This is a genomic window from Neobacillus sp. SAB-20_R2A (assembly GCF_049568635.1).
GTDB lineage: Bacteria > Bacillota > Bacilli > Bacillales > Cytobacillaceae > Neobacillus > Neobacillus citreus.
Genome location: NZ_CP145895.1, coordinates 4,207,583 through 4,230,606, shown reverse-complemented (window position 1 = coordinate 4,230,606; position 23,024 = coordinate 4,207,583). Strand labels below are relative to the sequence as shown.

Sequence of the window (23,024 nt, the reverse complement as noted above, 5' to 3'; positions counted from 1 at the left end):
TTATTCGGCTGTATATGTTATATTGATACATAATTCTTTAATGAGTTGAAGGGGGAAAGAATATGGGAATGAGGTACTTAACTGCGGGAGAATCCCATGGTCCGCAGTTAACGACAATATTAGAAGGTTTTCCAGCAGGTATGCCTTTAGAGGCAGATGATATAAATAATGATCTTTCAAGAAGGCAAAAGGGCTACGGCCGCGGCAGAAGGATGCAAATCGAAAAGGATACTGCAGAGATTATGTCAGGTGTCCGCCATGGATTGACACTCGGCTCACCGATAGCTTTAGTCGTTAAAAATAACGACTGGAAGCATTGGACAAAAATCATGGGGGCTGAACCACTTGAAGAAGGCCAGGAGGACGAAGTAAAAAGAAAAGTTAGCCGGCCAAGGCCAGGCCATGCAGACTTAAATGGTGCGATTAAATATGGACATCGTGATATGAGAAATGTCCTTGAACGTTCGTCTGCACGTGAAACAACGGTTCGGGTAGCAGCAGGGGCAGCAGCCAAAAAGCTCTTGTCGTTAGTGGGTGTGGACATTGTATCACACGTTGTTGAAATTGCCGGGATTAAGGCGAATGTTGACAGTTCAATTACACTGAAGGAATTAAAAGAGCGGACAGAAAATTCACCAGTGCGGACCGGGGACCCAAATGTGGAGCAGGAAATGATGAATGCTATTGATGAGGCCAAGAAAAATGGTGATTCCATTGGTGGCGTAGTGGAGGTCATTGCGACTGGGATGCCGGCTGGCGTGGGTAGCTATGTTCATTATGATCGTAAATTAGATGCCAAATTGGCAGCGGCGATTGTCAGCATTAACGCATTTAAAGGTGTGGAAATCGGCATTGGTTTTGAAGCAGCCTCTAAACCAGGCAGTCAAGTCCATGATGAAATAGCTTGGAATAAAGAGCAGGGCTACCACCGTTTGACAAACCGGCTAGGCGGTTTTGAAGGCGGAATGACAACAGGTATGCCAATTGTTGTCCGCGGTGTCATGAAGCCGATTCCGACCCTTTATAAACCGCTAATGAGCGTTGATATTGAAACAAAAGAACCGTTTTCAGCCAGCGTTGAACGTTCCGACAGCTGTGCCGTTCCAGCGGCTGCTGTGGTGGCGGAAAGTGTCGTAGCTTGGGAGCTTGCAAACGCGTTAGTAGAGCAATTTTACAGCGACCGTTTCGACTCCTTTGCTGCAGAAATCGATAAGCAGCGTGCCTATGCGAGGGATTTCTAATGGACAGAATTCAAATCCATACAAAGTCAAAAAACTATCCTGTCTTTGTTGGAGAAGGTACCCTTCAAGACATAGGCCCGTTTTTAACAGATCACTTTCCTAAATTGACAAAACTATTCATTATCACAGATGAAACAGTTGCAGGGCTTCATCTAGAGAAGCTTCTGGCTGTCTTAGAACCATTCAAAACGACTGTTTTTACTGCTCCGAAGGGTGAGAAGGCTAAAACCTTTGAGGTCTATTATAATGCCTTATCAACCGCACTTGAGAACCGTCTTGACCGGAAATCCATCGTATTAGCCTTGGGCGGGGGGGCTGTTGGAGACTTGTCAGGATTTGTTGCGGCTTCTTTTATGAGAGGAATTCCATTTATTCAGATACCTACCACAATCCTTGCACACGATAGTGCCGTAGGCGGTAAGGTAGCCATTAATCACCCGCTTGGCAAAAATATGATCGGCGCTTTTTATCAGCCAGAAGCTGTTTTTTATGACTTGGAATTGCTTAAGACTCTGCCGATCCAGGAGATTCGCTCGGGATTCGCGGAAGTGATTAAGCATGCCCTTATCAATGATGCTTATTTTTATCAATGGCTTTCCTCCAATATAGATGATTTAAATTCCCTAACACTGGAGAAATTATCGAAGTCATTAACAAAAGGAATTCGGATTAAAAATGAATTTGTCAGTCAAGATGAAAGGGAAACAGGCGTCCGTGCCTTTTTGAATTTCGGGCACACATTGGGTCATGCCATTGAAGCGGAAATGGGCTATGGGAATTTCACTCATGGTGAATCGATCATGATTGGGATGGTGTTTGCCTTAAAGCTCAGTATCGAGTATAAAGGGCTCTCTTTTCCATTGCCAGATTTCATCCAATGGGTTGAAAGGCTGGGGTATCAAACCAAGATACCTGATCATTTATCTCTTGAGAAATTAGTAACCAAAATGAAACAGGACAAAAAGTCCATTGGGGAAACGATTCATTTTGTATTCCTCGAAGAAATAGGGAAACCGGTACTTCAAGAAGTAAATGATGCTGATATTCTTGAAAGACTCAAAAGTTTTTAAAGCGAAGGGGGAGTTTAGCCATGATTAGAGGGGTGAGAGGAGCGACAACGGTTGACGCAAACACGGAAGAAGCGATTGTATCTGCAACCGAGGAGCTTTTGGCAAAATTGATTGAGGTCAATCATATCGAGCCGGACTCCGTCGCATCCGTTTTTATTTCTACAACTGAGGATGTCAATGCCGTTTTTCCTGCAAAGGCATTGCGTAATTTCGCTGGCTGGACATATGTTCCGGTCGTATGCATGAGAGAGATTCCTGTTCCAGGTTCTTTAAAAATGTGCGTAAGAATCATGATGCACGTCAACACATCTGTTTCCCAAAAAGACATCATTCATGTCTATTTAAAGGATGCAGTGGTACTTAGACCAGACTTAGGCAGCAGTTTGTCATTATAGGGCTCTGTCATTTTAGAAAAATACAGAAAGGATGTAAATGATCATGAGATGGAAAGAACAATTATTAACTCTTACACCATATCAACCAGGGAAATCCATTGAATCAGTAAAAAGACAATATAATTTAGAGCAAATTATTAAGCTGGCTTCGAATGAAAATCCGTTTGGATGTTCACAAGCGGCTCTTTCAGCATTAAAAGAAAATTCGACAAGCCTTGCTATTTATCCTGATGGGTATGCAACAATTTTAAGAGAAAAGCTTGCTTCCTTCCTACAAGTGGGCGAGGATGAAATTATCCTTGGAAACGGTTCAGATAACCTAATCCAGATGATTTCAAGGGCGCTCCTGCATCCAGGTGCCAGCACGATCATGTCGACTCATACGTTTTCCCAATATAAGCACAACGCTATAATTGAAGGGGCTGTCATTAAAGAGGTGCCTGACATTGATGGGGAGCATGATTTAGAGGGATTTTTGACGGCCATTGATGATCAAACCAATGTTATTTGGGTGTGCAGTCCGAACAATCCAACTGGTACATATATACCGGAAAATAAACTGATCCCATTCCTTGATCAAGTCCCTGAACATATTCTTGTCGTACTTGATGAAGCCTACTATGAATATGTGGTGGCGGAGGATTACTATGATTCCACCAGTCTCGCACAGAAGTATCCGAACTTGATTGTGCTAAGGACATTTTCAAAAATTTATGGCTTAGCAGCGCTCCGTGTCGGTTATGGGATTGCCAATAGCAGCATTATCAAAGCGCTTGAGCCAGCCAGAGAACCATTTAACGTAAACTCATTAGGGCAGCTTGCCGCAGCTGAAGCTCTTTCCGACCAAGAGTTTGTCGAACAATGCAAGCAGAAAAATAGACAGGGTCTTGCTCAATATTACGAATTTTGCAAAAACAACAGCCTGAAATATTATCCATCCCAAACGAATTTCGTTTTAATCGATTTTCAAGTAGATGCGAATGAGGTATTTCAGTATTTGTTAGAACGAGGCTATATTGTCCGCTCCGGTAAAGCACTTGGTTTTCCAACAGCAGTTAGAATTACAGTAGGCTCTCCTGAACAAAATGAAGGATTAATTAAGGTTCTAGAGCAATTCCTTTCAGAAAAATAAACAGCAGTGCCTAAGAAAATTGTCCAGCGAATGGCGCCGATAGAAAGGCGCCTTACGCTTTTTGTTTTAGGGGGAGTGATCCATTGAAAGGCCGGGTTTTTGTTATTGGATTAGGGTTAATCGGGGGCTCGCTGGCGCTTTGTATAAAAAAGGAGCATCCGGAATCGACCATTATTGGATTTGATATTAATAGAGAACAGGTCAGACTTGCCAAAATGCTGGGTGTCATTGATGAAACAGCGGAGAATATTCCCGATGGCTCACAGAATGCTGATTTAATTATCGTTTCCGCACCTGTAAATGATTCGAAAACGATACTTAAGGCTCTCTCCACATTACCATTAAAACCGGATGTCATTATTACTGATACGGGCAGCACAAAGAAGATAATCGTCGAAAATGCTGCTGATTTAAGGGACAAGGGAATCACCTTTATTGGTGGTCATCCGATGGCGGGGTCACATAAAAGTGGTGTTTCAGCTGCGAAGGATATCTTGTTTGAAAATGCTTTTTATCTTTTAACCCCTGAAGAAATGGTCGATATAGACAAGGTAGAGGAGCTTAAGGGCTGGTTAAAAGGAACAAAGGCAAAGTTTTTGACAATAACTCCTGAAAACCATGATTATCTGACAGGCATTGTCAGTCACTTTCCGCATATTATTGCCGCATCCATTGTCCGCCAGACAGAAAAATTGTCTGAATCGGAATCCCTAATCCCCCGTCTTGCGGCAGGAGGCTTTAGAGACATTACCAGGATTGCCTCCAGCAGTCCAAATATGTGGAAGGATATTTTGCTGCACAATCGGGAAAATCTAATTGCTCTATTAAATCAGTGGCAGGAAGAAATGGAAGGGGTAAAGGAATTACTCCAAACAGGTAACGAAAAGGATATCTATCAATATTTCTATCAGGCTAAACAATATCGGGACGGCCTGCCAATCAAAGAAAAGGGTGCAATCCCAGCCTTTTATGATTTATATGTTGATATTCCAGACGTTCCCGGGATTGTTTCTGAAGTGACCGGTTATTTGGCGAAGGAAAATATCAGTATCACAAATATTCGTATCCTCGAAACACGAGAGGATATTATCGGAGTCCTTGTCATTAGTTTTCAAACAGAAGGAGACAGGCAAAGAGCCGAGAAGTGTATTCTTACTTATACAAACTACTCCACCTCCAATGGGAGTTAAAAAGATTTAAATTAAAAGGTGATGACATGACTTCATTAAAGCTAGCAACAAATAAAAAAAGTTTAACCGGTGAATTAACGATTCCAGGGGATAAATCAATCTCCCATCGTTCTGTCATGTTTGGTTCGATTGCCCACGGAGAAACGCGGGTCACGAATTTCTTACCAGGTGATGATTGCCTAAGCACCATTTCCTGTTTTCGTAAACTCGGAGTAACCATTGAAGAAAATGGCGGAGAACTCCGCATTCTAGGCCAAGGTTTTGAAGGCTTAACCGAGCCTGACGGAGTTTTAGATGTGGGCAATTCCGGCACAACCATACGATTACTAATGGGAATATTAGCAGGCAGACCATTTTTCTCAACACTTGTGGGTGATGAGTCGATAGCGAAAAGACCTATGACTAGAGTAACAGGTCCATTATCGAAAATGGGTACGGCCGTCGACGGTCGGAAAAATGGAGCATTTACTCCCATCTCCATAAGAGGTGGCAAATTAAATGCTATTCATTACGAACTTCCAGTTGCAAGTGCACAGGTAAAATCAGCACTGATTCTCGCCGGTCTTCAGGCCGAAGGCGAAACGACGATTTTAGAACCGGCCGATACTCGTGATCATACCGAGAGAATGATTCGCAAGTTTGGCGGAAAGATTTTTAAAGAAGGTCAAACCATTAGGGTAGAAGGGGGACAAAGGCTGTCTGCAGCAAGTGTAAATGTGCCAGGAGACATATCTTCCGCGGCGTTTTTCCTAGTTGCCGGCGCTGTTGTGCCAAATAGTGAAATCGTTCTGAAAAACGTAGGTTTAAATCCGACCCGGACAGGGATCATTGAGGTTCTGAAAAACATGGGCGCTGAACTAGAGATTATCCAGACCGAGGATGATTCTTTCGAGCCGGCGGGTGATCTTGTGATCAGAACATCAAGCTTGAACGGTACGGTAATCGAGGGCGAGTTAATTCCTAAATTAATCGACGAAATTCCCGTCATTGCTCTTCTTGCCACGCAGGCCGAAGGTCAAACGATCATAAAGGATGCAGAGGAGTTAAAGGTAAAGGAAACTAACCGGATTGACACAGTTGTTCATGAACTGAAGAAACTAGGTGCGGACATCGAAGCAACAGAGGATGGGATGATTATTCACGGCAGAACCAAACTTCATGGCGGAGTAGTGTCCAGTCACGGGGACCATCGAATCGGTATGATGCTTGCTATCGCTTCTCTCCTTTGTGAAGGTGAGGTCACCTTGGATAACCCAGAAGCAATCGCGGTTTCCTACCCTAATTTCTTTACACATTTAGAAAGTCTAATTCACTAAAAAGCTGCCTTCCGGGGCAGTTTTTCCTTTTTAAGCCTCATGTCCTATCATACTTTTTCAAAAATCTGCATAGCTTGTCTTAAACAGATGAAAAGGGTGAGAGGATGGCGTATATCATTGAAAATGCCAATATCCTAAAAAGGAAAGAGCTGAAAACGTGCTCGTTATTCATACAAGACAACCGGATTGCTTCCATCCAATCAAATTTTAAGTACTACCGTCATATTAAAATGGACCTAGAGCCATACATCATGACCCCTTCATTTGTCCTGTTGAATTCAAACATTCCACTGAAAAACTCGTTTCAAGACATGAAAAAATGGATGATTGATTACTTTCTTACCAAAGGCTCCACTACCTTATTCACTTATGTACAGGCTTCCTTTGCAGAGGAAATACCCGATAAAATCAATGAACTGAAAGTTGCCCTCAGCAGCAGCCCAATTGATTATCTAATCGGAGTAAAAATACCAATGCGATTGATTACCCCTTCAATGATCCGCAAATGTAAAAAAGAAAAAGTGCCTGCCATTTTTGTTGATTTGGATAACCCTGATGAATTAGCGTCCGTACCATGGGGATGGATTAGAGAAGCGTTATTTCCCTACAATTGTCCGTTAATTCCAATTTTTTCTTCAACAGAAAAGAAGGAAGCAAAGGCCGTTCTGTCGAAATGGTTAACTATAATGGAAAAGGAAAAAATACCGGCCCTATTAGAGGAATTAGAAGAAAACATACCGCTCTCAGCAACTGTTTTAAATAAGATTGGTTTATTTCCGCATAAAGGCAGCCTGATGAACGGGACAGAACTAAGCTATAATCTATATGAAAAGTCCAGGGAAATCATCAATGTTGATGAAGCTGCTTTATTTCATTATTATGGTGATAGACTAGCAATCACAGTACACAAGGGAAAAATCGTCCGTTCTGGGAAAGAGGTATTATTTAAACCAGGATATGGAGAATATGTAAAGGTGCGAACACCATCGTTTTTTTCCTTGTAAGTAAACGGGAGAGGTATTTGTCAATGGAGCGAATCAAGAAAATTATTACGATGTTAGAAAACGGCCAACATAAAGAGGCCTTAAATGAATATAATGTTGTACTACAAAGCGGCATGCCAGAGGAGAAATTTCTTCTTGGTGAAGAGTTATTCCAATATGGCTTTCTCGATGAAGCAAGGGCCTTGGTAGAGAATTTGTTAAACAGCTATCCTGAAGAAGGAGAACTGCTGATTCTTCTTGGTGAAATTCTGATTGAAGCAGGTGAAGAGGAAGAAGCCATTCTTGTTTTGGAAAGAATCTCCGAACTTGATGTTCATTATGCGCAAAGCTTGCTGCTCATGGCTGACCTTTATCAGCTGCAAGGATTATATGAAGTTTGTGAAAACAAACTCTTAAAAGCAAAGGAAATCTTACCCAATGAAATCATCATTGATTTTGCACTAGGCGAGCTTTACAGTGAACAAGGGGAAGTAACAGCAGCATTAAATGCCTATGAAAAGGTTCTTAAAGAGACAACTGAAGTTGCCAGTGTTAACATTTATGCCCGAATGGCAGACCTGTTAAGTGCATCCGGCGTTTTTGAAGAAGCATTAGTTTATTACGACAAAGCGCTTGAAGAGAAATTAGAAATAAACACACTTTTTGGTTACGCTTTCACAGCCCTGCAGGCAGGATACAACCGGACAGCTATTGAAAAGTTTATCGAATTAAAAGAACTAGATCCGGAATATCACTCGCTTTACTTACTTCTTGGAAAGGCTTATGAGCGGGAGGAAGAGCTTGAAAATAGCCTCCGGATTGTTCAAGAGGGCATTAAAATTGACGAGTTTAATAAAGATTTATTTTTCTATGGTGGTCAAATTGCCGCCAAGCTAGGGAAACTTCCCGAAGCTGAACAATATTTGCGAGAAGCACTTGTGTTGGACCCTGGATTCACTCGGGCTGTAATGGTGTTGAATAAGCTATTTTTACAGGAAGAGCGCTTTGAGGATGTTTTACTTCTTCTATCAGATCTTGGATTGACCGACGACGAAGAGCCTCAGCTTTTATGGGACTCAGCCCTTGCTTATCAAAAGTTGGAGTCATATTCAAAAGCATTAGACAAATATGAAAGTGCATATACTTTTTTTAAGAATAACGAAACTTTTTTACAGGATTATGGATATTTTCTAATGGAAGAAGGAAAAACCACCCCTGCCGCCGAAATTTTTAAACAACTGCTCGCATTTGATCCAACCAACAGCGAGTATCTGGATGTGCTTGAACGTCTTGGCGAATTTGAAGAATAAATAAAACAAAAAAGATGAATATGCAGAGGAGGGAATACGACTATGGCAACCCCTGTTTCTGTCAACGAGAAGAAGGATTTTATACGCTGGTTTTTAAATCATTATCAATTAAAAAGAAGAGAATGTGTATGGATTCTAAATTATTTAATGAGTCACGATCAGCTTATGGAAAAAGTTCATTTTGTGGAGCAGGCCCAATATTGTCCGCGCGGCCTGATCATGTCGACTCATTGTGTGGATAAAGTGCCATTCCGCTTTTATAAAGAAAATGTGATGACCACAGATGCCGAAAAGTCCTTCCATGATATTCGCTTGAATCGCGATGAGGACATTTATATTCAATTAAATTTTCATGCTTCTAATCAAGCACACCAGTATGCAGCTGTTTTGGAGGAGAATCCATACGTTCCGAAACACCTCCAGGTAAATGAGAAGGATGGAATCGTAGCAGAGCAATTTTTGCAAAACAGTATCGAACGCTTTCAGCGGGAAAAACTCCTCCAATTAATAGATGAGGCCCTAGATAAACAAGACCGCCCCGCTTTTGAACGATTAACCAAACAACTAAATAAATTAAAAGCAACCGAACCAAAAGGAAGCCTGCGCTAAGCAGACTTCTTTTTTTTAATCTAGCTGCAGCTTTTTATGTTATTTTAAACAAATTTTTTTAGAAGTTTTATTTTCTTTTAAAGTTTTAGGAAATAATGATAATATAGGGGTAGATGAATAAAGGTTGGTGTAACATAGATGAAATGGATATCCCAAGAGGTTGAGACCTACTTAAATGCGAAGGAGTACGTCGATACCGCTGTTGTACCGTTATATTCGGTAGCCATTGGCGGGGAGATGAAAGAATCAGCAGAAGCTGCCGAATTTATTGGCCTGTTGACTACTCATCTCGAAAGGCAATTTACAGGAAGAATTTTGCTATTCCCGCCATTTACATATTTAAAAAATGATTCAAGCGAAAAAGTTTTAGGCGAATTAAAGAATTGGGAGGTGAACATATTAGAGGCTGAATTTAAACATGTATTTTATATTACCTCGGATATCGAATGGAGAACACGTGAAAACGAACTTGATGGTGCTGTAATCTGGGTTCCCTCGATACCTCTCGAACAGATGAATGATTCGCAAAAATTAAAAATGATGGACAGCCAAGTAAAGCAGCTTTTAACACTTTTTACACAAAAGTGGCATCAAAAAGCGTAAAAACTATGCATAAACCTTATTTTAAAACAGTATTGATATTGACCTTACTCAGAAGTTGATATATCATTGTTATGTCCTAGTTTTATATGTGTTTAATTAATGTCCGCTGGACTTACTTCGTGAATAGAGGGGGGATAATCATGAGTAAAGAGCGCGTTTCTAGACGTCAATTCTTAAGCTACACATTAACAGGTGTAGGCGGTTTCATGGCTGCCGGCATGTTAATGCCAATGGTAAGATTTGCAGTTGACCCAGTGTTAAAAGCCGAAGCTGGCGGTGATTTCATCGCAACGCCGAAAAAAGTGTCAGAACTTACTGACGAACCGGTTCGTGTCGACTTCACATTCAAGCAGAAAGATGCTTGGTATGAGTCAGAAGTAACCGAATCTGCGTGGGTTTACAAGGACGGAGATAAGATTATTGCACTGTCGCCAGTATGTAAACATTTGGGCTGTACCGTTAACTGGAATTCTGACAAGGAACATCCGGAACAATTCTTCTGTCCGTGCCATTACGGCCGTTATACGAAGGATGGAACCAACATTCCTGGTACACCACCACTTCACCCGCTAGATGTATATCCATACAAGGAAAAAGACGGTTTCCTATACTTAGGAAAAGCAAAACCACGGAAGGAGGCGTAATCATTGTTAAACAAAATTTACGATTGGGTAGATGAACGTTTAGATATTACGCCTATGTGGCGCGATATCGCAGACCATGAAGTGCCAGAGCATGTTAACCCTGCCCATCATTTTTCTGCGTTTGTCTATTGCTTTGGCGGTCTGACATTCTTCGTTACTGTAATTCAAATTCTTTCCGGTATGTTTTTAACGATGTATTATGTGCCGGACATCAAAAACGCATGGGAATCTGTTTTTTATCTGCAAAACCAAGTAGCGTTCGGACAAATTGTCCGTGGAATGCACCACTGGGGAGCAAGCTTAGTATTAGTAATGATGTTTTTACATACGCTTCGGGTCTTTTTCCAAGGAGCCTATAAAAAACCTCGTGAATTAAATTGGATTGTCGGAGTACTGATTTTCTTCGTCATGCTTGGCTTAGGTTTTACAGGCTACCTTTTACCTTGGGATATGAAGGCATTGTTTGCAACAAAGGTAGGTTTGCAAATTGCTGAAGCGACACCGTTTATCGGTTCCTATGTTAAAATTCTGTTATCCGGACATGAAACTATTGTCGGTGCGCAGACATTAACCCGTTTCTTTGCGATTCATGTATTCTTCCTGCCTGGAGTATTATTTGGTTTAATGGCAGCACACTTTGTCATGATTCGCAGACAAGGTATTTCTGGACCGCTATGATTCAAATTCTAATCTAAACTAGAAAGTTATCATATTACGATGAAAAAGGAGGGGATTGCTCAATGCATCGCGGTAAAGGTATGAAGTTTGTCGGTGATTCACGTGTAGTTGCACCTGAATCACGAAAACCGAAACTTCCTAAAGATTATTCAGAATACCCTGGCAAAACTGAAGCGTTCTGGCCTAACTTCCTTTTGAAAGAATGGATGATAGGTGCAGTTTTCCTTGTTGGCTTTTTATGTTTAACCGTTGCTCATCCGGCTCCGCTTGAAAGGATTGCGGACCCGACGGATACAGGTTATATTCCATTACCAGACTGGTATTTCTTATTCTTGTACCAATTGTTAAAGTATACTTATGCATCCGGGCCATATACGGTTATTGGTGCAATGATTATCCCAGGACTTGCTTTTGGAGGATTATTATTGGCTCCATTCCTTGATAATGGACCGGAACGCCGTGCAAGTAAGCGTCCAATTGCAACAGGAGCTATGTTATTGGCATTGGCTGCAACTGTGTTTTTAACTTGGCAATCTGTAGCTACACATGACTGGAAAGCTGCTGAACGTCAAGGGAAAATCGTTGAAAAAGTCGATATTGATAAGTCTTCAGAAGGATATCAAATCGCTAAAGATAACACGTGTATAACATGTCACGGTGAAAATCTTCAAGGCGGTGCCGGTGCACCAACCTTGATCGGTACAGGTTTAAAACCTGAAGAAATTGCTAAGATTGCAAAAGAAGGTAAAGGCGGCAAAATGCCTCCAGGTATCTTTAAAGGTAATGACGAACAGCTGAAAAAGCTATCTGAATTTATCGCGGGTCTTGGCGCAAAATAATGCTGCACTATAAAAGCTGACGGGATTACGTCAGCTTTTTTGTATATTCTGTAACAAACTAAAAACGAATAATGGAAGGGGAGTCGTTGTGCGCTGGATTTACCCTCTTTTGGCCAATCGGTCGATTCTTAAATTGTTATTAATTGTCAATATAGTAGGAACAATCTATGGGTATTATTGGTATGGATGGCAGTTGGAGAATACCCCAGCTATATTTTTAATTTTTGTACCGGACAGTCCCACTGCAAGTCTCTTTTTTGTCTTTGTTCTTATTGCCTTTTTATTGAGAAAAAATTGGCCGCTGATGGAAGCACTGGCGATTGTCACACTTTTTAAATATGGAATTTGGGCTGTCGTGATGAATATCCTTGTTTTTGTTGTTCAAGGGGAATTGGATCCAGTCGGTTTTATGTTGATTTTCTCTCATTTTGCCATGGCAGTCCAAGGACTGTTATTCGCACCGTTTTATCGTCTCAAACTATGGCATTTAGTAGTGACTGCAATTTGGACACTGCATAACGATATCATCGATTATGTTTTCTTTATGCTGCCAAGCTATCAAATGCTTGACCGCTATATCCCGCAAATCGGCTACTTTACGTTTTGGCTGTCTATTCTTTCCATTGGAATTGCCTATTACCTCTGTATCCGCCAAAAAAGTTTTAAACTTGAAATTAAATAATTCAATACTGTAAATTATGGTCTAACCTTGTCCACCCTTTCATACATTTTATTAGTAACGAAAAGGGGGACAAGGTTAGTGAATATAAAGAAGTTCCTGTTATTAGCAATTATATGTTTACTAATGCCGATATCAGTATATGCGGAAGGACAATCCCCAATGGAGCGGCTTGATGACATTTCCGATGAAGCTCTTCAAATGGTCAAGTTTCATAGATATGATGACGCCAGGAAGTTGCTTGATTATTTTTCTGATCAGTTTAAAGGTGTGACAGTCACCGGACAGCCATTAACAATGGATGAGGTTCGAATCATTAACACTTCCCATGACGAAGCAATGGAAGCGGCAGTAAGTCCAGATATGAAACATGAGGAACGTATTAATAAGTTGACGAAATTCAGGCTGGTTATGGATGCGATTGCCACAAGTCATCAGCCCCTATGGACGGAGATGGAAGGTCCAATCATGACAGCGTTTCATCAAGCCAGGGAAGCGGCTGTTAACGGTAATTCTGCGAACTTTCATGCAAGTTTTAATACGTTTTTATCTCTCTATAACGTCATTTACCCAAGTATGAAAATTGATGTTCCTGTGGAAAATATACAAAGATTAGATGCACGTATCAAATTTATTGATGAATATCGCTCTCAAGTTTTAACTGATTCACAAGGCCGGGTAGAGCTAGATAAGCTTGATACAGACCTGCAGAATTTATTTGCCAATATAGAGGATGATGAGGCCGATCCTTCCCTTTGGTGGGTGATCATTTCAACAGGGAGTATTATCATTGCGACATTATCTTATGTCGGCTGGAGGAAGTACCAAGGGGAAAAGGATGTTAGAAAAGACCGGTCCAGAGAGCATAAAGATTGACGCCTTTAATCCCTTTTACTAAAATGTAAATCATCATAGAGCTCTCTTAGGAGGTTTCAACATGTATTTGCTATATTTTGCTTTCATCATTCTGATTCCTTTATGGGCACAGTGGAAAGTAAAAAGTACATTTACAAAATATTCTAGAGTTTCTACCTCAACATATCGTAGAGGTGCAGAAGTGGCGAGGGAAATATTGAATGCCAACGGTTTATATAATGTTGCCGTAGAAGAAGGCCGTGGATTTTTAAGCGATCATTATGACCCAAGAAGCAAAACCGTTCGTTTGTCACCAGAAAATTACCACGGACATTCCATTGCATCGGCAGCAGTTGCGGCTCACGAATGCGGACATGCCATTCAGGATGCTCAAGGATATGCATTTTTGCGGTTTCGCCATGCCTTAGTTCCGGTTGCAAACCTTGGTTCAAATGCCTCGTGGATTCTTATCATGATCGGCATATTTGCCCATCTGTCAGGAATGCTGCTGTTAGGAATTATTTGTATGGCAGCGGCTGTACTTTTTCAAATTGTAACTCTTCCTGTTGAATTTAACGCCTCAAGCCGGGCAATGAACCAAATTGCCTCACTTAGATTGGTCGGCAGCGGTGAGGAAAGGGAGGCCCGCAAGGTTTTAAACGCGGCAGCCCTTACCTATGTAGCAGCGGCAGCAGTTGCCGTTCTGGAATTACTTAGATTAGTATTAATTTTTACTGGGATGAATCGAAGTGAAGATTAATCAGAAAAGGCTGACTCGTTCCCGAGTCAGCCTTTTAGTCTGTTATCGGCATTTTATTTTCATCCAGCGTAAAGCCTTCCCCGTGGACATCATGGACGATAGAAATGGAGATAAATGCATACGGATCGACTGAAGTAATCAGATTTTTCAAACGCATAATTTCATTCTTAGCGACTACACAATATAGGACGTCCCGTTCATTTTTTGTATAGGAACCGAAACCTTTCAGAGCTGTAACACCGCGTTCCATCTCCTCCATAATTTTAGCGGCAATTTCTTCGTTTTTCTCGGAAATAATCATCGCCCCTCTTGCTGAGTAGGCACCTTCTTGAATAAAGTCAATTACCCTGGCCCCAACAAAAACGGCAACCAAGGTATACATCGCCTGTTTGTAATTCAAATAGGTGATTAAGGAGAGAGTGATGACACAGGCATCAAACAGAAACATCGTTTTGCCCATGTTCCAGCCAAAGTATTTTTGGACGAGCCGGGCAATAATATCAACCCCACCAGTTGTGCCGCCATACCTGAAGATGATCCCTAATCCGATACCGGCAAAAACTCCAGCAAACAGGGCAGCAAGCGTTAAATCGTGATTTAATGGCATGTCAATCGCGTTGCGTTGAATAATCCATAGAAAGACGGACACACTGACTGTCCCAATTAGTGTGTAAAAAAAGGCATTACGACCAAGCATTTTCCATCCTATAAAAAATAGCGGGATATTTAAAATCAGGTTGGTATACGACGGATCCCATTTCCAAAGGAAAAATAACAAAAGTGTGATTCCCGTAAACCCGCCTTCCGCCAGTTTGTTCTGCATATTAAAATGAACTAGTCCAAATGAAAATATCGCTGCTCCAAGCAGGATAAAAAGTATATTTTTTATCTTAAGGCTAAATATCATATCCTTCCTCCTCATCCATATTTTTCTTCCTAAGGCGGATTTAATTATATCGAATAATCTATTGTTGGGCAATCTGGCCAGCGAATTCCAATCATTCCGGTGAAAACATTTGTAAATCAGCCATAATTTAGCTAACATAAAATAGTGAGCAGGAGCATGCCTGCCTGACAAATAACAGCATCGTTTGGAGTGATAAGGTTTGGCTAATGGGAAGACAATGAAAGAACTTCAAGAAGAAGTTGATGCATATATAAGTCAATTTAAGGAAGGATATTTTAGTCCTTTGGCAATGCTCGCAAGAATGACAGAGGAGCTAGGTGAACTGGCACGGGAAATCAACCATTATTACGGTGAGAAACCGAAGAAATCAACAGAAAGCGAGAAAGCTGTTGATGAGGAGCTTGGCGACCTTTTGTTTGTGTTAATTTGTCTTGCCAATTCCTTAAACATTGATTTGGAAAAAGCCCATGATTATGTGATGAACAAGTTTAATACACGGGATAAGGATCGTTGGACAAGAATAGATCAGGAAAATATGGAGTGAGAAAAATGGAGCAGATTAATATAATGATCGCAGGTCCTAGAGGGCGAATGGGCAGTGAAGCAGTAAAGCTTGCGGCAAGAACTGAACACTTTAACCTTGTGGCTGTCCTTGACCATAAATATGATGGAATGATGCTTAGCGACATTGAGGGTTTTCAATCGATACATAACGTTCCCATTTATACCGATATTGAAAAGTGTCTACAAAATGTTCAGGCAGATGTACTAATCGACTTAACAACGCCAGAGTTTGGCATGCTGCACGCCAAAACAGCACTTAGCTATAATGTACGACCTGTGGTAGGTACGACTGGTTTTTCAAAAGATAATCTGGAAGAATTAGAGCGCCTTTGCAAGGAAAAGGAACTAGGCTGTATTATCGCTCCAAATTTTGCAATAGGAGCGGTACTAATGATGAAATTTTCGCAGCTTGCGGCAAAATATTTTCGTGATGTTGAAATTATTGAATTGCATCATGATAAAAAGCTAGATGCCCCGTCCGGTACAGCAGTTAAAACGGCTGAAATGATTTCGGCTGTTAGGGAAGCGAAAAAACAAGGTCATGCAGATGAAAAAGAAACTATAACAGGAGCACGAGGTGCTGAATTTGACGGGATGCATATCCATTCTGTCCGCTTGCCTGGGCTGATTGCCCATCAGCAGGTATTATTCGGTTCAGACGGACAAACGTTAACCATCCGCCATGATTCCTATAACCGTGAATCATTTATGTCCGGTGTAAAGGTCGCTGTTGAAACGGTTATGAAACATAACAGCTTTGTGTACGGGCTGGAAAATATTTTGGACTAAAATAATCGAAGTTGGTGAAGGACATGCAAGGTAAATCACTTGATATTCTTGCATTTGGGGCCCATGCCGATGACGTCGAAATCGGCATGGCAGGCACAATTGCAAAATTAACAGCAGAAGGGTATCGGGTTGGAATATGTGATTTAACGGATGCGGATCTTTCCTCTAACGGAAATGTGGCACTGAGGAAAGCGGAAGCGGCTAAGGCTGCAGATGTTTTAGGGGTCTCGTACCGGACCTCACTTGGGTTTCCTGATAGAGGGTTATATTTAAAGGATGAATACATACGAAAGATAGCGGATATCATTCGTCAACATAAGCCGAAACTCGTGTTTGCTCCTTTTTTTGAAGATCGTCATCCGGATCATGGGAATTGTGCCCGGCTCGTCGAAGAGGCGGTTTTTTCGGCGGGAATAAAAAAATATGAAACAGAATCTAGCGAGCCCCATCGGGTAAATAGATTGTATTTTTATATGATAAATGGCTTTCACAAGCCGGACTTTACTGTCGACATTTCCATGTCCATGGAGAAAAAGATAGCGGCATTACAATCCTATAAAAGCCAGTTCGACCGGACAGATACAAGCTACGACACACCTCTTGTCAATGGTTATATTGAAACCGTCGAGGCAAGAGAAAGAATGTTTGGGAAGCTGGTCAATGTTACATATGCGGAAGGCTTTAAAACAATGGTTCCTATTCTATTGAACCGTGATTTGCTGGGAGATTAACGTATGAGAAAATTAAAAATTGGCATTACCTGTTATCCGACTGTCGGAGGTTCCGGGGTTGTCGCGACAGAATTGGGAAAACTCCTGGCGGAGAAGGGGCATGAGATTCACTTCATAACTTCAAGCATCCCATTTCGGCTGAACAAAATCTATCATAACATCTATTATCATCAGGTAGAAGTAAACCAATATTCGGTTTTTCAATTTCCACCCTATGATATCGCTCTCGCCAGTAAGATGGCAGAAGTGGCCAATCGAGAGAAACTGGACCTGCTACATGTCCATTATGCTATCCCGCATGCGGTGTGCGCTATTTTGGCTAAGCAAATGGCAGGAAGGGATATAAAAATAGTCACCACCCTGCACGGTACTGACATCACCGTGCTTGGGTATGATCCGTCCCTCACAGATGCAATAAAATTTGGCATTGAAAAGTCAGATGCGGTGACGGCTGTTTCAAGTGCATTAGTCCAGCAGACATATGAGGTCATCAATCCTGACAAGCAAATTGAAACAGTATATAACTTTATTGATGACCGAGTTTATCAAAAAACAGATTCCAACCATTTAAGAGCTGAATTTGGGATAAGGGAAGATGAAAAGGTCATTATCCATGTATCCAATTTCCGCGGCGTCAAGCGCGTCCAGGATGTGGTTAAAACATTTGCCAATATTTCCGCTGTGATGCCGGCGAAGTTGTTGCTAGTCGGGGATGGACCCGAAATGACCATCGTTTGCAAGCTAGTCAGACAGCTTGGATTAGAGGATCAAGTCATTTTCCTAGGGAAACAAGAAAACCTCGAAGAATTATATTCCATCAGTGACTTGATGCTCCTATTATCGGAAAAGGAAAGCTTCGGTCTTGTTGCCCTAGAGGCAATGGCCTGCGGAGTGCCGGTAATTGGAACCAATGTAGGAGGCATCCCAGAGGTTATTGAGGACGGCAAAACGGGCTATACTTGTAACGTCGGTGATATTGGGGATATTTCTGATAAAGCAATTCGTATATTGAATGATGGAGCTCTTCATCAGCAATTTTCACAGCAGTCAGAAGTAACAGTCAAAACAAAATTTAAAGCAGAGCAAATTGTCGAGCAATACGAAATGCTTTATTTTAAGCTGCTGAAATAAGGTGAGATAAATATGAAAGAACCCTTTTTATCGGCTGTTCCAGTCATCAAAAGGCTTGAGTCCGCCGGATATGAAGCCTATTTTGTGGGCGGATCGGTTAGGGATTATTTACTTGGAAATAAAATTAGCGATGTCGACATTGCGACGTCAGCCACACCTGATGAAGTGAAAGCCATTTTTCCTAAAACTGTTGATATCGGTATTCAACATGGAACGGTTCTTGTCCTGTTAAAAAACAATTCTTATGAAATTACCACCTTTCGGACAGAAGGAGAATATCAGGATTTTCGGAGGCCTAAGGAGGTTTCCTTTATTCGCAATCTTAACGAAGATCTGATGCGCAGGGATTTTACCATGAATGCTATCGCAATGGATGCAAATGGCAGCATTATTGACCCTTTTGACGGCCAAACAGCCATTAAGGAAAGGGTTATTCGAACGGTAGGAAGCCCGGAGGAACGATTTCGCGAAGACGCCCTAAGAATGATGAGAGCGGTACGCTTTGTCAGCCAGCTCTCTTTTCATATTGCAGGTGAAACATTACTAGCTTTAAAAAAGGATGCGCACCTGCTCGATAAAATTGCTGTTGAGAGGAAGAGAGCCGAGTTTGAAAAGCTGCTCTCTGGCGGCAATCGAAAAAAAGCTTTCAGGATTTTGCTTGAAACGCAGGTTTTTGAATATTTACCTGGGCTCAAGAAGCAGGAATTGAAAATTGAAAAATTACTTTCTTATCTATGTGATTCGTTAAATAAGAAAGAAATGTGGGCATTGCTCCTTTATTGTTTAGAACTTAATCAACAAGATAGCGAGGCTTTTCTTCGGAATTGGCGACTTCCTGTAAAGGAAATGAAAGAAATTCAGGACATCTTGTTATATGCCAAACAAAGACTTATAAAAGATTGGTCCCGTTACGATTTGTATACAGCTGGCAGCGAGACAATTCAATCTGCAGAAAAGCTTTATCTTGTTTTAAAAGGCATAAATGATTTTGACTCTGTAAAGTATTGGTTAAACACTTACGACCATCTGCCTATCAAGCAGCGATCTGAACTGGCTGTGACCGGAAGCGACATAATGGCTTGGCGGGAACAGGCAGGTGGCCCATGGCTGAAAGAACTGCTTACTAGAATAGAACATGCAGTTTTGCAAGATGAAGTTGTAAACGAAAAAGAAAAGATAAAGGAGTGGCTGAAGGCGTGCAGTCAGAAATCAGAAAAAAATTGCTAGATTCCTTTACCAACGCTGGTGAATCCTATTTATCCGGCCAATTTCTTGCTGAATTAATTGGCTGCTCGCGAACGGCAGTCTGGAAGCATATCGAGGAATTAAGAAAAGAAGGCTTTGAACTTGAGGCGGTCAGGAAAAAAGGCTATCGAATTATCAAAACACCTGAAAAAATTACTGCCGATGAAATTAGACTTGGCTTGACTACAGAGTTTATTGGGAAAAACATCCATTACGAAGAAACCGTGGAATCAACCCAAAAGATTGCCCACAGATTATCTTCTGAAAATGTGCCAGAGGGAACAGTTGTAATAGCAGAGGAACAAATTTCCGGCAGGGGAAGAATGAATCGCCCGTGGCATTCACCAAAATATACAGGGATTTGGATGAGCCTTATCCTCCGTCCTAATATTCCATTGACAAAGGCGCCACAGTTAACGCTTTTAACAGCAGTGGCTATTGTCCAGGCAATCGAAGAAGTGACAAGCCTTAATCCGGAAATAAAATGGCCAAATGATATTTTGCTGAATGGGAAAAAAATAACCGGCATTCTGACTGAAATGCAGGCGGAGGCTGATCAGATTCATTCCATCATCATTGGGATGGGCTTGAACGTCAATCAGACAAAGGATGATTTCCCACCTGAATTGCAAAATATTGCAAGCTCTTTGTTAATTGAAAAAGGAGATGCACTTTCACGGGCCAGCATCATAAGAAGTATTTTTACCCATTTTGAAAAATTATATTTGCTCTTCCTCGAAAAAGGTTTTTACCCAATTAAACTGCTATGGGAAGGCTATGCCATAAGTATTGGGAAAATGATCAAAGCTAGAACCTTGACAGGTGTCATTGAAGGAAAAGCCCTTGGGATTACCGATGAAGGCGTTTTAAAGATTGAAGATGCATCCGGTGTGATTCACCATGTTTATTCCGCTGATATAGAACTATAGTCCTAACATTTCATTCTGTACGGAATGGATAATATTTGCTATAATTTTTTATGGGCAGTATCCTGAAGGAACTGCACCTTGGAAGTCTATAAAACTAAAAGGTATCTGCCTAGATCCGTCAAACGGACCGGGACAGAGGGATGGAACAAGAAGTAAAGTAACGAAAATCCTTCTGCCTTCAGAAGGATTTTTTTATTTAGCTTCTTATTTGTTTTATCACCTCTCCCCTAATTTAAGGAGGGAATAAGGATGAAGCAAACGACAGATTTTCTGAAGATGAAAGAAAAGAATGAAAAAATTGTAATGTTAACGGCTTATGATTATCCTTCGGCAAAGCAGGCGGAACAGGGTGGCGTAGATATGATTCTCGTCGGTGACTCTCTCGGAATGGTGGTTCTTGGTTATGATTCTACTATCCCTGTCACATTGAATGACATGATCCACCATGCAAAAGCTGTCAAGCGCGGGGCTAAAGAAACATTCATTGTTGTGGACATGCCATTTTTAACCTACCATTTATCGGTCAGGGATACATTAGTGAATGCAGGCAGATTGATTCAGGAAACTGGAGCACATGCGGTTAAGCTTGAAGGGGCGGATGAAGTCATAGAGCATATTGCTGCCCTGACGAGAGCGGGAATTCCAGTGTGCGCCCATCTTGGCTTAACACCGCAGTCAGTCGGTGTATTAGGCGGATACAAGGTTCAAGGCAAAGATGCAGATGCGGCAAAAAAGCTAATCGAAGATGCTAAAAAATGTGAAGAAGCGGGAGCATTCGCTCTGGTCTTGGAATGTGTGCCTAAGCAGTTGGCGGAGCAAGTAACAAAAGCCTTGTCTATTCCGGTAATTGGTATCGGTGCAGGAATTGATGTCGATGGCCAGGTGCTTGTCTATCATGATATTCTTGGCTACGGTGTTGAACGGGTTCCGAAATTCGTCAAACAGTACCATTCTGTAAGTCCATTTATGATTGAATCGATTCAAGCATATGCCGAGGATGTGAAAAACAAACAGTTCCCTGAAGATAAGCACAGCTACACCATGAAGGAAGAGCAATTGCTCGTTTTATACGGAGGTAAAGAATGAAGGTTATTACAACCATAAAAGAGATGCAAACGGAAATCAAACAACAAAAAAGTGAGGGTAAATCGATTGGCTTTGTCCCAACGATGGGATATCTTCACGAAGGGCATCTCACTCTTATAAAGCAGGCCCGACAGGAAAATGATATTGTGGTCTTAAGTATCTTTGTCAACCCATTGCAATTTGGACCAACAGAGGACTTTTCCACTTATCCCCGCGATTTTGAGCGGGACCGGGCACTGGCCGAATCTGAACATGTCGACTACATTTTCCACCCAACAGTCAAGGAAATGTATCCAACTGAACCATCGGTGAAAGTCATTGTCCAGGCTCGGACCGATGTGTTATGCGGGAAATCGCGCCCTGGTCATTTTGATGGCGTCGCTACAGTTGTTTCTAAACTTTTCCATATTGTCATGCCGACAAGGGCTTATTTTGGCAAAAAAGATGCGCAGCAGGTGGCGGTCATTGAAGGATTAGTTTCCGACCTCAATTTTCCACTAGAAGTAGTGGCGGTGGATATTGTCCGCGAAGAAGACGGGCTGGCCAAAAGCTCTCGTAATGTCAATTTGCTGCCCGAAGAAAGAAAGCAGGCAGTTGTTTTGTATAAAAGCCTGCAGGAAGCAAAAAAGGCAATTGACCAAGGCGAACGGAACCCTAACAGTTTAATCATTTTAATGAACGAAATGATTATGAGCAATTCGTCTGGGGTAGTCGACTATGCGGAGATTTATTCCTATCCTCAGTTAAAACCACTGGAAAAATTAGAGGGTAGGATAATCATAGCGCTTGCTGTAAAATTTACAAAGGTTCGTTTAATTGATAATCTCATTCTGGATATAGAGTAGACACTTGAATAGAGGAGGAACCACATTTTATGTTTCGCCACATGATGAACGGAAAAATCCATCGTGCAACAGTCACAGAAGCGAATTTAAACTATGTTGGCAGTATTACAATAGATGAAGATTTATTAGACGCAGTTGGCATGGTGCCGAACGAAAAGGTGCAAATTGTCAATAACAATAACGGAGCTCGTCTTGAAACCTATATCATCCCGGGTGAAAGAGGGTCTGGTGTTGTCTGCTTAAATGGGGCAGCCGCCCGTCTCGTACAGCCTGGAGATATTGTGATCATCATCTCCTATGCACTTGTGGCAGAAGACAAAGTCCCTTACCATAAACCAAAAATAGCGATTATGGACGAACTTAACCGGATAAAAGAACTTATTCATGCCGAACCGGCACATACAATTATGTAAGATTATATCCCCCTTTCAATAGGGGGTTTTTCTTTTGACGGGGACTTTATTATAATGAATAGCGAATATATAATTGTTTT

Annotated in this window: 26 protein-coding genes; 25 read left to right on the top strand and 1 reads right to left on the bottom strand. The window is 41.5% G+C overall.

The annotated features are described in order from the left end of the window. The first annotated feature begins 68 nt into the window (after positions 1–68). The 16 genes from aroC (at position 69) to V5M37_RS20540 (ending at position 14,304) form a co-directional block, all read left to right on the top strand. Positions 69–1,241: a chorismate synthase gene (aroC, locus tag V5M37_RS20615; RefSeq protein WP_423802657.1), complete on the top strand. Its 1,173-nt coding sequence runs from the start codon at positions 69–71 to the stop codon at positions 1,239–1,241. Next, positions 1,241–2,311: a 3-dehydroquinate synthase gene (gene aroB / locus V5M37_RS20610; protein WP_423798951.1), complete on the top strand. Its 1,071-nt coding sequence runs from the start codon at positions 1,241–1,243 to the stop codon at positions 2,309–2,311. The genes aroC and aroB overlap by 1 nt, the downstream gene beginning before the upstream one ends. Before the next feature lie 20 nt (positions 2,312–2,331). After that, the gene (aroH, locus tag V5M37_RS20605; RefSeq protein ID WP_213145031.1) at positions 2,332–2,706 is read left to right on the top strand and encodes a chorismate mutase; all 375 of its coding nucleotides are present in this window, start codon (positions 2,332–2,334) and stop codon (positions 2,704–2,706) included. 43 nt (positions 2,707–2,749) lie between these two features. Then, entirely contained in the window at positions 2,750–3,838 is a 1,089-nt protein-coding gene (hisC, locus tag V5M37_RS20600; RefSeq protein WP_423798950.1) for a histidinol-phosphate transaminase, read from the top strand. An 83-nt stretch (positions 3,839–3,921) separates the two neighbouring features. Beyond that, positions 3,922–5,028 carry a prephenate dehydrogenase gene (locus V5M37_RS20595; protein ID WP_423798949.1) on the top strand — a complete coding sequence of 369 codons (1,107 nt, stop codon included), beginning with the start codon at positions 3,922–3,924 and terminating at the stop codon, positions 5,026–5,028. Between the two features lie 26 nt (positions 5,029–5,054). After that, on the top strand, positions 5,055–6,344 hold the full coding sequence (gene aroA, locus V5M37_RS20590) for a 3-phosphoshikimate 1-carboxyvinyltransferase (RefSeq protein ID WP_423798948.1): 1,290 nt from the start codon (positions 5,055–5,057) through the stop codon (positions 6,342–6,344). A gap of 104 nt (positions 6,345–6,448) precedes the next feature. Further along, a complete protein-coding gene (locus V5M37_RS20585; protein WP_213145035.1) occupies positions 6,449–7,348 on the top strand; it encodes a hypothetical protein in 900 nt (299 codons plus the stop codon). 23 nt (positions 7,349–7,371) lie between these two features. Next, positions 7,372–8,637 (top strand): tetratricopeptide repeat protein, encoded by a 1,266-nt coding sequence (locus V5M37_RS20580; protein ID WP_423798947.1) that lies wholly within the window; start codon positions 7,372–7,374, stop codon positions 8,635–8,637. A gap of 42 nt (positions 8,638–8,679) precedes the next feature. Continuing rightward, positions 8,680–9,246, top strand: coding sequence for a ReoY family proteolytic degradation factor (locus tag V5M37_RS20575; RefSeq protein WP_213145037.1), 567 nt, complete (start codon positions 8,680–8,682; stop codon positions 9,244–9,246). Between the two features lie 138 nt (positions 9,247–9,384). Next, entirely contained in the window at positions 9,385–9,849 is a 465-nt protein-coding gene (locus V5M37_RS20570; protein WP_423798946.1) for a YpiF family protein, read from the top strand. A 140-nt stretch (positions 9,850–9,989) separates the two neighbouring features. Continuing rightward, positions 9,990–10,493 (top strand): ubiquinol-cytochrome c reductase iron-sulfur subunit, encoded by a 504-nt coding sequence (locus V5M37_RS20565; protein ID WP_213145039.1) that lies wholly within the window; start codon positions 9,990–9,992, stop codon positions 10,491–10,493. 3 nt (positions 10,494–10,496) lie between these two features. Next, the gene (qcrB, locus tag V5M37_RS20560) at positions 10,497–11,171 is read left to right on the top strand and encodes a menaquinol-cytochrome c reductase cytochrome b subunit (protein WP_213120374.1); all 675 of its coding nucleotides are present in this window, start codon (positions 10,497–10,499) and stop codon (positions 11,169–11,171) included. A gap of 62 nt (positions 11,172–11,233) precedes the next feature. Beyond that, positions 11,234–12,010, top strand: coding sequence for a c-type cytochrome (locus V5M37_RS20555; protein WP_423798945.1), 777 nt, complete (start codon positions 11,234–11,236; stop codon positions 12,008–12,010). 88 nt (positions 12,011–12,098) lie between these two features. Continuing rightward, positions 12,099–12,692, top strand: coding sequence for a DUF1405 domain-containing protein (locus V5M37_RS20550; protein ID WP_213145041.1), 594 nt, complete (start codon positions 12,099–12,101; stop codon positions 12,690–12,692). A 78-nt stretch (positions 12,693–12,770) separates the two neighbouring features. Next, on the top strand, positions 12,771–13,565 hold the full coding sequence (ypjB, locus tag V5M37_RS20545) for a sporulation protein YpjB (protein ID WP_241114049.1): 795 nt from the start codon (positions 12,771–12,773) through the stop codon (positions 13,563–13,565). Between the two features lie 61 nt (positions 13,566–13,626). After that, positions 13,627–14,304 carry a zinc metallopeptidase gene (locus V5M37_RS20540; protein WP_423798944.1) on the top strand — a complete coding sequence of 226 codons (678 nt, stop codon included), beginning with the start codon at positions 13,627–13,629 and terminating at the stop codon, positions 14,302–14,304. 34 nt (positions 14,305–14,338) lie between these two features. Here V5M37_RS20540 and V5M37_RS20535 read toward each other — a convergent pair whose 3' ends face one another. Beyond that, positions 14,339–15,211 (bottom strand): YitT family protein, encoded by an 873-nt coding sequence (locus V5M37_RS20535; protein WP_213145043.1) that lies wholly within the window; start codon positions 15,209–15,211, stop codon positions 14,339–14,341. Between the two features lie 217 nt (positions 15,212–15,428). On the opposite strand from V5M37_RS20535, the gene V5M37_RS20530 reads away from it, so the two are divergent. The 9 genes from V5M37_RS20530 to panD all read left to right on the top strand — a co-directional run bounded on the left by V5M37_RS20530 (position 15,429) and on the right by panD (position 22,944). Beyond that, positions 15,429–15,755, top strand: coding sequence for a nucleotide pyrophosphohydrolase (locus V5M37_RS20530; RefSeq protein ID WP_423802656.1), 327 nt, complete (start codon positions 15,429–15,431; stop codon positions 15,753–15,755). A 5-nt stretch (positions 15,756–15,760) separates the two neighbouring features. Then, positions 15,761–16,564 (top strand): 4-hydroxy-tetrahydrodipicolinate reductase, encoded by an 804-nt coding sequence (gene dapB / locus V5M37_RS20525; RefSeq protein WP_423798943.1) that lies wholly within the window; start codon positions 15,761–15,763, stop codon positions 16,562–16,564. Positions 16,565–16,587: 23 nt separating this feature from the next. Further along, entirely contained in the window at positions 16,588–17,295 is a 708-nt protein-coding gene (gene bshB1 / locus V5M37_RS20520) for a bacillithiol biosynthesis deacetylase BshB1 (protein ID WP_423798942.1), read from the top strand. A gap of 3 nt (positions 17,296–17,298) precedes the next feature. After that, positions 17,299–18,426: an N-acetyl-alpha-D-glucosaminyl L-malate synthase BshA gene (gene bshA, locus V5M37_RS20515; RefSeq protein WP_423798941.1), complete on the top strand. Its 1,128-nt coding sequence runs from the start codon at positions 17,299–17,301 to the stop codon at positions 18,424–18,426. A gap of 12 nt (positions 18,427–18,438) precedes the next feature. Further along, positions 18,439–19,653, top strand: a complete 1,215-nt coding sequence (locus tag V5M37_RS20510) for a CCA tRNA nucleotidyltransferase (RefSeq protein WP_423798940.1) — start codon at positions 18,439–18,441, stop codon at positions 19,651–19,653. Continuing rightward, entirely contained in the window at positions 19,623–20,600 is a 978-nt protein-coding gene (locus V5M37_RS20505; protein ID WP_423798939.1) for a biotin--[acetyl-CoA-carboxylase] ligase, read from the top strand. Before V5M37_RS20510 ends, V5M37_RS20505 begins: the two co-directional genes overlap by 31 nt. Positions 20,601–20,849: 249 nt before the next feature. Further along, positions 20,850–21,686, top strand: a complete 837-nt coding sequence (gene panB / locus V5M37_RS20500) for a 3-methyl-2-oxobutanoate hydroxymethyltransferase (RefSeq protein WP_423798938.1) — start codon at positions 20,850–20,852, stop codon at positions 21,684–21,686. Beyond that, complete coding sequence (gene panC / locus V5M37_RS20495; RefSeq protein WP_423798937.1) at positions 21,683–22,531, top strand: pantoate--beta-alanine ligase; 849 nt, start codon at positions 21,683–21,685, stop codon at positions 22,529–22,531. Before panB ends, panC begins: the two co-directional genes overlap by 4 nt. A 29-nt stretch (positions 22,532–22,560) precedes the next feature. After that, the gene (gene panD, locus V5M37_RS20490; RefSeq protein WP_423798936.1) at positions 22,561–22,944 is read left to right on the top strand and encodes an aspartate 1-decarboxylase; all 384 of its coding nucleotides are present in this window, start codon (positions 22,561–22,563) and stop codon (positions 22,942–22,944) included. The last annotated feature ends 80 nt before the right edge of the window (positions 22,945–23,024 follow it).